This window comes from Mycobacterium sp. TH-M106, from assembly GCF_057473765.1.
The window spans coordinates 1-9,411 of the sequence record NZ_JBYCLE010000596.1; the positions used below are offsets into that span (position 1 = coordinate 1).

11 protein-coding genes are annotated in these 9,411 nt (G+C 65.9%); 2 read left to right on the plus strand and 9 right to left on the minus strand.

From position 1 onward, the window contains the following. The 7 genes from AC2VOP_RS20250 to AC2VOP_RS20280 all read right to left on the minus strand — a co-directional run. A partial coding sequence (locus AC2VOP_RS20250) for a hypothetical protein (protein ID WP_486962630.1) occupies positions 1–410 on the minus strand: 410 nt, incomplete at its 3' end. An 8-nt stretch (positions 411–418) separates the two neighbouring features. After that, a complete protein-coding gene (locus AC2VOP_RS20255; protein WP_486962631.1) occupies positions 419–1,732 on the minus strand; it encodes a phosphoglycerate mutase family protein in 1,314 nt (437 codons plus the stop codon). Then, the gene (locus AC2VOP_RS20260; protein WP_486962632.1) at positions 1,729–2,658 is read right to left on the minus strand and encodes a fumarylacetoacetate hydrolase family protein; all 930 of its coding nucleotides are present in this window, start codon (positions 2,656–2,658) and stop codon (positions 1,729–1,731) included. Before AC2VOP_RS20260 ends, AC2VOP_RS20255 begins: the two co-directional genes overlap by 4 nt. Beyond that, positions 2,655–3,323 carry a VOC family protein gene (locus AC2VOP_RS20265; RefSeq protein WP_486962633.1) on the minus strand — a complete coding sequence of 223 codons (669 nt, stop codon included), beginning with the start codon at positions 3,321–3,323 and terminating at the stop codon, positions 2,655–2,657. The genes AC2VOP_RS20260 and AC2VOP_RS20265 overlap by 4 nt, the downstream gene beginning before the upstream one ends. Before the next feature lie 383 nt (positions 3,324–3,706). Beyond that, positions 3,707–4,165 carry a hypothetical protein gene (locus tag AC2VOP_RS20270; protein WP_486962634.1) on the minus strand — a complete coding sequence of 153 codons (459 nt, stop codon included), beginning with the start codon at positions 4,163–4,165 and terminating at the stop codon, positions 3,707–3,709. Then, positions 4,162–5,958 (minus strand): FAD-dependent monooxygenase, encoded by a 1,797-nt coding sequence (locus AC2VOP_RS20275; RefSeq protein ID WP_486962635.1) that lies wholly within the window; start codon positions 5,956–5,958, stop codon positions 4,162–4,164. The genes AC2VOP_RS20270 and AC2VOP_RS20275 overlap by 4 nt, the downstream gene beginning before the upstream one ends. A gap of 145 nt (positions 5,959–6,103) precedes the next feature. Continuing rightward, on the minus strand, positions 6,104–6,748 hold the full coding sequence (locus AC2VOP_RS20280; protein ID WP_486962636.1) for a TetR/AcrR family transcriptional regulator: 645 nt from the start codon (positions 6,746–6,748) through the stop codon (positions 6,104–6,106). Positions 6,749–7,004: 256 nt separating this feature from the next. Here AC2VOP_RS20280 and AC2VOP_RS20285 point away from each other — a divergent pair, with 256 nt between their 5' ends. Continuing rightward, positions 7,005–7,814, plus strand: coding sequence for a tetratricopeptide repeat protein (locus AC2VOP_RS20285; RefSeq protein ID WP_486962637.1), 810 nt, complete (start codon positions 7,005–7,007; stop codon positions 7,812–7,814). Position 7,815: 1 nt separating this feature from the next. After that, positions 7,816–8,835, plus strand: coding sequence for an HAD-IIA family hydrolase (locus AC2VOP_RS20290; RefSeq protein ID WP_486962638.1), 1,020 nt, complete (start codon positions 7,816–7,818; stop codon positions 8,833–8,835). A gap of 45 nt (positions 8,836–8,880) precedes the next feature. On the opposite strand, the gene AC2VOP_RS20295 is transcribed toward AC2VOP_RS20290, so the two are convergent. Both AC2VOP_RS20295 and AC2VOP_RS20300 read right to left on the minus strand, forming a co-directional pair. Then, entirely contained in the window at positions 8,881–9,267 is a 387-nt protein-coding gene (locus AC2VOP_RS20295) for a hypothetical protein (protein WP_486962639.1), read from the minus strand. Between the two features lie 27 nt (positions 9,268–9,294). Then, positions 9,295–9,411 (minus strand): hypothetical protein (locus tag AC2VOP_RS20300; protein ID WP_486962640.1); only part of this gene is annotated, 117 nt, incomplete at its 5' end.

The window sequence follows — 9,411 nt, forward strand, 5'->3', positions numbered from 1 at the left end:
TTCTGGGTGCCAGGGCCGGGGTCGACGGTGATCGTGTAGGTGGCGCCCGGGTCGACCCGCAGGTTGCTGTACTGGTCGTCGGGATTGGGGAAGACCAAGAATTCTTGTGGGTCGCTGGCGGGCGCAGACCATCCATACGGGGCCCAACCCAGAGCCGTGGAGTCGTTGGTGGCCGAGATCTGCGTAGCGAGCATCGTCAGCGCCATGTCCTGAACATACGTATCCAGCATCGGCAGCTGAGACGAGTCGATATACGGGTAGCCGCTGTCGGTGCCGGTGACGTGCTGCTCTGCGCCCAGCAGTTGGTCGATCACGGGTTGCAGCGCACTCGACGAGCCCGAGTCGGCAACCGCGCGCGGGCACATCATCGCCGCCGCCGCCAGCGCGCCGCCCATGACCGGTGATTTCATCCAGGGGGTCATAACGATGTGAGCAGGTCGACGACTGTCGAGCCCAGCTCGCCGGGCAGCAGTCCGGCCAGCTCGGTCGTGGGGAGCAGATCGGCCAACCCGGCCGACAGGTCGCCCGGGTTGAAGCCGCCCAGCAGAGTAGCACCGCCGGCCTCGGCGGCCGCGGCCTCGGCGGCCACGCCTGCAGGTGAGCCGGACAGATCGCCATGCAAAATCCCGGTGATGTAGTCGATCAGCTCAGAGGGCCACTGAGCCCACGCCGAAATGAGTTGGCTGGTACCGGTCTGAATCGCGGTCAGGATCGTTGCCGGATCGCCGCTGAAGAGGGAGGAGGCAATGTCCCACACTGCTACTTGCGGTGGCACGATCAGGTCACGCGTCAGGACGAACAGCTCCGTCAGCGGATCGTTAAATGTCGGGATGGCGGTGCCGTTCCAGCTGTCCAATGTCCAGCCGTCGGTGGGATTGCCGCTGAATTGGATGACGCCGGCGAAGTTCAGGAGCTGGTTCTGTTCGTTGACCGCATTATGAATAAGCGCGGGGACGAAGTACGGGAGATCGGGGTTTTTCACGTTCAGCATCGTCCAGGCCCAAATCGACAGCTCATTGTTGAACCCCACCTCGGTGATCTGGCCGTTGTCACTGACGACCGGGTTGGCGATGCCGTTGTCGTACATCGTGTCGACGGCAGCGGTAACGTATTGGTCGAGCTGCGCCCCGTTAACGGGTACGCCGCCTGGCATCGGCACAAACAGTTGTCCCAGCGCCCACAAAAGCACGGTAATTTCGAACAAGATGCTGCCCGGACTGTGCTGCGTGATGCCTGGCCCAAGATAAAGAGAGCTCTGGACCTCGTTGAGCCCGACCAGTTGATGTACCTCCATATCGGGGTAATACGCGGCGAAGGGCGATGCGGTTTCCAGGGCCCTGACGCTCGTCGCGGAGAAGATTCCAGAGACGTTGGAACCGAGCTGCTCGTGGAGGAACTGCGCAGTGGCGTCTGCCTGTTCGATGCCGGTCTGGTCCGGCGGCGAGCCACCCCCGCAGGGCGCCACCGTGCACAGTGGAGGTCCGGGGGTTTCGGACGTCCAACCAGGAGGCGGCGGGGTGGTGGCTCCGTGCCGCACGATGTCGATGGTGACATCGGTTTCGCCAGTGGTGAGCTGGATGGCCGACACGTGGACGCCGGACGGCGGCGCTGGTATCGGGGTGGCGGCGATAACGCTTGCGCCGACCAAAGCCACACCGCCAGTTGCACAAATGCGACGTGCCGAGGCCATATTTTCCTCCTGGGATTTGCCGATAGATACGCGCCGCCTCATCGGGTCACCGCCGCGGTATGTCCGACTACGGTGTTCTCGATATGTCCGATGCCGTCGACTTCGACACGGACCCGGTCTCCAGGCCGTAGCAGCCGCCCAGCGGCCCAACCGATTCCGGCGAACGTGCCGCATGCGACGAGATCGCCCGGTTCGAGTAGGCAGAAGGTGCTGAGCTTGCTGACAATTTCGGCGGGGCTGAAGATCAAATCGGCCATGCGGCCCCGTTGGCGGAGCTCTCCGTTGAGATGGGTTCGCAACTCGGCGTTATCGAGGTCGAAATCGGAGGCCGCCACGAGCCAGGGCCCCAACGGCCCATGGGTGGGATAGCTCTTCGCCAGGTTGGTGGCGGTTGGATTGTCGAACTGCAGATCGCGCACCGAGACGTCATTGGTGATCGTGTATCCGGCGATACCGTGGCGGGCTTCCTCGACCGTGGCTTCGTGCAGCGGGGCGCCAATCACCGCGGTGAGTTCGCCTTCCCAGTCCACTTTGGATCCGTAGGGTGGCAACACGATCCGGTCGTATGGTCCTGTGACTGAGGACGGAGCTTTGGCGAAGAAGTAGGGAAGCTTGGGCCGCGGGTGGGCCACCAGGTAGCCCGCGCCCAGTGCGATCAACCGGGGCTCCCGTAACAGCCAGCGGAGGTTGACCTCACGCCGATGGTCGCGGGCGTTGAGCCCGATCGCGAGGAACTTCGGTGGCCGGGGTATCGGCGCGGCCAGAGTCACTGAGGCCAGCGGTATGCGTGGTCCCCTGGTGACCCTCGATTGCACGCTGTGCTGCCAATCCGGTTGTGCGAGCAGCTCGGTGACTGACGGAGGGCCGCCGTCGGTGGATAGGTCGACGACGGTGTCATCAAGGATCGCAGCTGGATGGTGTGCGCCGTCGTCGCAGACGAAGGTGCCGAGCCGGATTTGCGCCGTCACAGCGTCTTCCAACGGATCGTGCGCATTCCGCTGCGGGCCGTCTTTCCATCAGGCGGAGCCGATCCTCGCCGGACCAGTTCGGCGGTGGGAACGCCTGCGCTGAGAAGTCGCTCCAACACGTCGGGATCGAACTCGACACCGATCGGATTGGCGTTGAACTCCCCGCCGCCGATCCATTCCATCAGTTCGTTGTTCGAACCGAAGTTGTCTACCTGCAATTCGAGCCGGTTGCCGTCGGGATCCTCGTAATACATCGACGTGGTCGGGCCGTGATTGATGCACCAGACCGGGTGAATGCCGTGATCGGCAAGCCGGCGGTAGGTGGCCACCAGGTCGGGCAGGGCGTTGTAGGTGAACGCGATATGGTCGACGCCGAATAGCTTGCGGTGCAGTCTCCACACTTGCGCAGGTAGCCGCAGCGGGCGCGGCACTGTCACCAGGGCGATCCGGTGGTGTTCGGAGTCGTAGGTGAGAAAGGCGATCCGCTTGTTTCGGAATACCACGACAGCGTCGAGTACCTGGGTGTACCAGTTGATCATTTCTTGAGGGCGCGGTGTTTTGAACACAATATGCGCCAACCGACTCGGGGCGCCCGGCCGGGGAAGTTGCTGCGTGAGGTCGTCTGGGCCGACAAGTACGCCGTAGCGGGGTGGATTGACGCTCATGGGAGTGGACCTCCAGCAGATGTGCGGTGGGCCGGCAGGCGGGATCGGGTGCCGGCGATTCGGACCGGGAGTCGGGTGAAGCCCCACATTCCGATGTCCTTGTCGTCCAATCGTGTTGGGCTGTTGGCGGGATCGAGCTGCACGGACTCGACGTGCTCGGTGAAAGCACGCAGCGCGATACGCGTTTCGAGTCTGGCCAATGGGGTTCCGAGGCAGGTGTGGATGCCGGTGCCGTACCTCGGTGACCACGCTGTGGCCGGCGACGGTCCAAAAGTTCGGATGACCGGGTACCGGCTGCACAGGAGGATCCATGAGCCGGGCATAGTGCGTATGCGGGCAGCGGCGGATAGCACGGCTGAGAGGGTCGAACGGTGTGTCGTGGGTCATGGGATCTCTCCGCGGCGCAGCGCCTCGACCACGTCGGTGGGGCCGAGTTCGTCCGGGAACAGCGGTTTCTCCTGATCTACGTCACCGGGTCCGCACCGGGGGGCGTCGATGGTCACGTCAGCTCCGTTGGGGTCGCGATACCACAACCGCGTGTACCCGGGGTGACAAGTGGCGCGGTAGGGGTGGCAGTCGATCGCTGCGAGGCGCTCCACTGCGGCCAGGGTGTGTACCGCATCGCCGGGAGCCAGGCTGATGACAATGACACCGCAGGCTTCCCGGTGATGATCCAGGGCGATCTCGGAGCGTTCGATCACCATTCGCAGGGACTGAACTGATAGTCGCGTAGCCCGCGGGTGTAGCGCCTCGGGCTGAGCATCCAGTAGCGCGGCCCACCATCGGGTCATCGGTTCTGGGCGGGCCGTGAGGATCCGTAGCTCAGGAGTCAGCGTCGTCATGCAGTGATGTCCTGATCCGCTGCAGTGACGTGCAGCGCCGAGAGGGCGGCAAACGCTGTTTGGGCCGAGACGCCGTGCAGTCTTGCGGCGATGTGGTGGTCGGGCCGCACCAGCAATGCCGCATCGGCTGTCAGTCCCCAGCGCTTCTCCCGCAGTGTGGTGTCGGCGATTGCGGCCAGTGCCACCGAGGCAGTCGAAATCGCGGCCTCCCACTTCGGGCGGAGCGGCTCTGCCACGAGTAGCGTCGGGCGGTCTGCGGCGATCTGGTCGAGAGTCGACCGCCGGGAGACGCCATCGTCGACCCACGCGTGCGGCAGTCTTCCGCCGACATGGACGGCCGGTGTGTAGAACTCGGGATCGGTGGGGGGCGGTGTCGATCCGTCGGGCAGGAGGGCGCCCGAGGAGTAGACCGTGCCGAGGTCGCGACCCCAACTGCGATAGTGCGGACCCTGTTTCGCGATCGCGGCGGCTGCGCGGCGACGAACTCGCTGCCCGAGTGGGCCGCGCGCCGCGGCCAATCTCAGCGGTTGATAGCCCAGCCGAGTGAACACAGCCAGCGCCCAGCGCATTACCGAACGCCCTACGCTGCCCCGATGTTCTCTAGCGCGCGCCGAATGCGCGCGGCCCAACACGGCCGGTAGCGAGCGCACCGGTGTGCGGGGTATTCCCGGTGCTGCCAGTACGTCGAGCAATCCATCGAAATTGCGCACCGAAGCGTCGGTGGCTGACCGTCCGATGGGGCGGCGTTCGGTGTCGTAGCTGTCGAGTAGATGGCCGCCGGCGCGACCGGTCAGCACCCACGCCAGCTTCCAGACCAGGTTGTGGACGTCTGCGACGCCGGTGTTGAGGCCGAATCCACCGGTGGGAGGGAACCTGTGGGCGGCATCCCCGGCCAGAAAAGTGCGTCCTGATCGATAACGATCGGCGACCTGTGCCGTCATCGCCCACGACTGCACGGACTTCACCACCACTTCCACGCTGGGGTCGCCGATCGCGTTACGGATAAGGCGTTTGCACACCTGCGGCGGATAATCGGCGAGGGTTTGCAGCGGTGGGAAGTAGGGGATCTGAAACACCAGATCCTCCGGTGAACGGTGAATGATGATGGTGCCCAATCCCTTTGACGTATGCGTCCACAACACCGGCCCGCGCCGGTTGCAACAGAATCGCTCCAGGTCCGCCGAGAAATGCACACTGACCACGTGCTGCAGCACTGGCCCGGACAGCGCAATCCCGAGGTCGCGCCGAACCGGACTGGCCGCCCCGTCCGCGGCCACCACGAAACGTGCCCGAACCTCGGTCACGCTATCGGCGTCGCGGGCAAGGACAACGACATGACCGTTGTCGCCGCGCTGGCCGATGTACTCCCAGCCGACGCGGAAGTCCACGAGATCGTTGCCGCGCAGTCGATCCCACAGCAACTCTTCGAGGACGTTCTGTGAAAGGTGTGCAGCCCGTGTAGGGCTGGCCGACTCCACCGCATCCAACTGTGCGGCCGGCAGATCCAGGATCGGTACCCGTCCCAACTCTAGGCCCGCCACGGTTGTGCAGTAGGTGATGGCACGCAATTCGTGCACCGGGGCGCTGAGCCGACGGATATCGCGGTCCAGGCCCAGCTGGCGCCAGATTTCCAGCGACCGTGTTGACAGGACGTGGGCGGCCGGGTGCGACTGTGGGCTGGTGCGACGTTCGATCACCACGGTGGGGATGCCGTGCGCGGCCAATAGGAGTGCGGCGGTCGCACCGACAGGTCCGGCGCCGATGACGATCACGGCGCGATCCGGCTCGACCAACGAACACCCCCTCTACATTAACTAGAACAATGCGATGCATCTGTTCTAGTCGATTGTCAATCGACTTGCGCAGTTTTGGGGAGCACTGTGACGGGTGTGATTACTGTCGACACCGAGCGTGACGACGAACTAGCCTGCAGAACCGTCATCGAGGGCGCGACAGCGTATCTCGCTTGCGGGGCGAGGGCGCAGACTGCCGAATACGTGGGCGGATCAGCTCCCGCACGGCGTCGATGAGAGCATTCAGCACACGGTCGTGATCGACGGTGTCGGTGCCTGACGCCTGGGCGGTGATCCAGCCGACAGTGGAGACACGCATCAACATCACGACGGCCTGCGGATCGGCGCAGTCTGCTACACCGGACTCCGTGAGCCGAGTCAGTTCCGCGACTGCCAGCGTCCTGAAGGTGTCCAGGATCTCACGGCCGTGTTCACGCAGCCGTCGTTCGTTCACCCGCCCCTGTTCCAGGAACACCCTGCGCAGGAATGGATCCCGTACGATCTCGCTGTTGAGTCGACGGACCCTGTCCAGGAAGGCCTCGACGGGATCGTGCTGTTCGGTCGGCGTGATGTGCACCAGGAGACGCTCGACGCGTTCACTCATCGCAGCGCTGAGCACCCCGGTCTTTCCTTCGGGGAAATGATGGTAGAGCGTGCCCAGTGCGAGATGGGCGCGTTCGGCGATCTCGCGTACACCCGTCTTGTCGTAACCGACCTCCCCGAACAGCTCCTGGGCTGCGGCGATGATATCGCCGTACTTCGGGGACCGCCCCGTAGCGGACTCAGTCATGCCGATCACATGCGCCGCGCAGATGGCCGCTCGGGCCGTAAGACGGCCGAATTTCCACAGCTATCGACGTTATCAGCGGTGGTCGACAACCCCGCTCCGACCCGCATTGCCAATCTGAGGGTCCCCACCTTCCATTTTCGTCGAGTGCCCGCCGTCGACATCGAGCAAATCGACGTTAAGTGCCTGGTCGGATGTGAGCCGGTTCGAGAGCCCCGTATTTTTTGCGGTAGCAACGACGCGACGTGGAAGGCGCAAGGTGGTCGAAGGCTTCGACGGTAGCGGGGGCGATAAGCGGCGGGTCCGGGCCCCTCGATCGTCCGGCCCGGGCCGAGCACGCCGGCCGCAGCCGCAGCATGTCCCGGTAACCGGTTCGCACCCGTCGGAACACGGCCGAGCACCGGCCGACGACCGGCCGGCGATCCCCCCCGGCGTGGAAGCCGGGCAACTGGCGCCCGAAGTTCGCAGTGAACTGCGAACCCTGGATCGCGCAACAGCCGATGCCGTCGCACGCCACCTCGTGGCAGCGGGATCGCTGATCGACGACGATCCCGAGGCGGCGTTGCAGCATGCCCGCGCGGCCCGGGCCCGGACGGCGCGCCTGCCCGCCGTGCGCGAAGCCGTCGGGATCGCGGCCTACCGCTGCGGCGACTGGGCGCAGGCCCTGGCGGAACTGCGTGCGGCGCGCAGAATGGGCAGCAAGTCGGTGCTGCTGCCGATGATCGCCGACTGTGAGCGCGGGCTGGGCCGCCCGCAACGGGCGATCGACCTGGCATGTGGCGCGGAGGCGGCGCAGCTATGCGGCGACGACGCCGACGAGCTGCGCATCGTCGCCGCCGGAGCCCGTGTCGACCTCGGCCAGCTGGAGCAGGCCCTGACGGTGTTGTCCACCCCGCCGCTGGATCCGCGCCGCACCGGATCGAGCGCCGCGCGGCTGTTCTACGCCTACGCCGAGATATTGGTGTCCCTAGGCCGGACCGGCGAGGCGCTGCAGTGGTTCCTGCATTCCGCGGCCGCAGACACCGACGGCGTCACCGATGCCGAGGACCGGATCGGGGAGCTCAGCTGAGATGACAACCCTTGCCGCCCAACATGATTGCTTGCTGATCGACCTGGACGGGACGGTGTACTGCGGCGAGGAGCCCACCGAGGGGGCGGTGCAGTCGCTGCAGCGGGTGCAGACCCGCACGTTGTTCATCACCAACAACGCATCCCGCAGTGCGGCCGACGTGGCGGCACACCTACGCCGGCTCGGCTTCGCCGCGGCCGGCGACGACGTGGTGACCAGTGCGCAGGTCGCCGCCGATCTGCTGGCGGCGCAGCTGCCGCCCGGGTCACCGGTGCTGGTCGTCGGCACCGAGGCGCTGGCCGCCGAGATCGCCGCGGTCGGGTTGCGACCGGTACGCCGCTGCCACGACGAACCGGTGGCGGTGGTCCAGGGCCATTCCCCCGACACCGGCTGGGCCGATCTCGCCGAGGCGGCGCTGGCCATCCGGGCCGGTGCGTTGTGGGTGGCGACCAACGTCGATCGCACGCTGCCCTCCGAACGGGGCCTGTTGCCGGGCACCGGTGCCATGGTGGCGGCGCTGCAGGCGGCCACCGATGCCGCACCTCAGATCGCGGGTAAGCCGTCGCCGGCTGTCATGAGAGATGCGCTGGCCCGTGGCGACTTTCACGCCCCGCTGGTGGTCGGCGACCGGCTGGACACCGACATCGCCAGCGCCAACGCCGCCGGGTTGCCCAGCCTGCTGGTGCTGACCGGCGTCAGCACAACACGCGACGCCGTCCAGGCGGTAGCCGAACACCGGCCCACTTATATCGCCCACGACCTGCGCGCGCTGCACGAAGACGCCGGCCAGCTCGTGGTGGCCGCGCAACCGGGTTGGCAGGTCACCGTCCGCGGTGCGACGGTAACGGTCGAGTCCGGACACCCGGGTGCTCACGGTGACGGGCTGTCGGTCGTTCGAGCGCTTGCCCGGGCGGTGTGGGACGCGGACCTCGACGGGCGCGCGTTCACCGTGACGGCCGGCGACGATACCGCCCGCGAGGCTTTGCAACGCTGGTCGCTGCTCACGGGGCACGCGGTGTGAGAACCTGGTTACGAGCACGGTGCGCTTTAAGCTCGACTTTCGCAGTTATGCGGCGGCTAGTTTGTCGTCGGGGTATTTGTGGGGGTTGGGTTGAGCTGGGGCAACGCCGTTACATCGGGTGACGGCCGGGGCGCGCGCCGTCGGGATAGTCGTCGAGCTTGGCATTGAGGTGTCGGAGTCGTCGGCGAGTTGCCCGGGGTCGGCGTCGAGCATCCGGGGGATCATCCGGTCGGCCAGGATGCCGCTCTGGGCGAACCGGCCGATCGAGTCGAAAGCGACACCGCTCACCGGTTTTCCGTTGCGGATGACATCGGAGACGACCGCCACCAGCGACACGGAGTGCTGGGAGACGTCGACCACCGCGTTGGCGATGTCTGGTTTGGGGTCTCTGTGCAGGGCAACCGGCGTCTGCACGATCTGGGTGATCGGCATCGCGGTCGAGGCTGAGCGGGGTCGAGGCTAATCGGGGTCGTCTTCATCGTCGTCTCCATCTTCGTGGTGGAGGAGTTTTTCGGGGTGGTGGTATCGGTTGATGCGGGGTTGGCCGTAGTCGAGATGCGGCGGTGGGAGGGTTTC

Bases quoted from the DNA above. Each gene is read 5' to 3' on its own strand.
- AC2VOP_RS20270 (WP_486962634.1), bottom strand. From the start codon at position 4,165: ATGACGACGCTGACTCCTGAGCTACGGATCCTCACGGCCCGCCCAGAA.
- AC2VOP_RS20290 (WP_486962638.1), top strand. From the start codon at position 7,816: ATGACAACCCTTGCCGCCCAACATGATTGCTTGCTGATCGACCTGGAC.
- AC2VOP_RS20295 (WP_486962639.1), bottom strand. From the start codon at position 9,267: ATGCCGATCACCCAGATCGTGCAGACGCCGGTTGCCCTGCACAGAGAC.
- AC2VOP_RS20280 (WP_486962636.1), bottom strand. From the start codon at position 6,748: ATGACTGAGTCCGCTACGGGGCGGTCCCCGAAGTACGGCGATATCATC.
- AC2VOP_RS20255 (WP_486962631.1), bottom strand. From the start codon at position 1,732: ATGAGGCGGCGCGTATCTATCGGCAAATCCCAGGAGGAAAATATGGCC.
- AC2VOP_RS20265 (WP_486962633.1), bottom strand. From the start codon at position 3,323: ATGAGCGTCAATCCACCCCGCTACGGCGTACTTGTCGGCCCAGACGAC.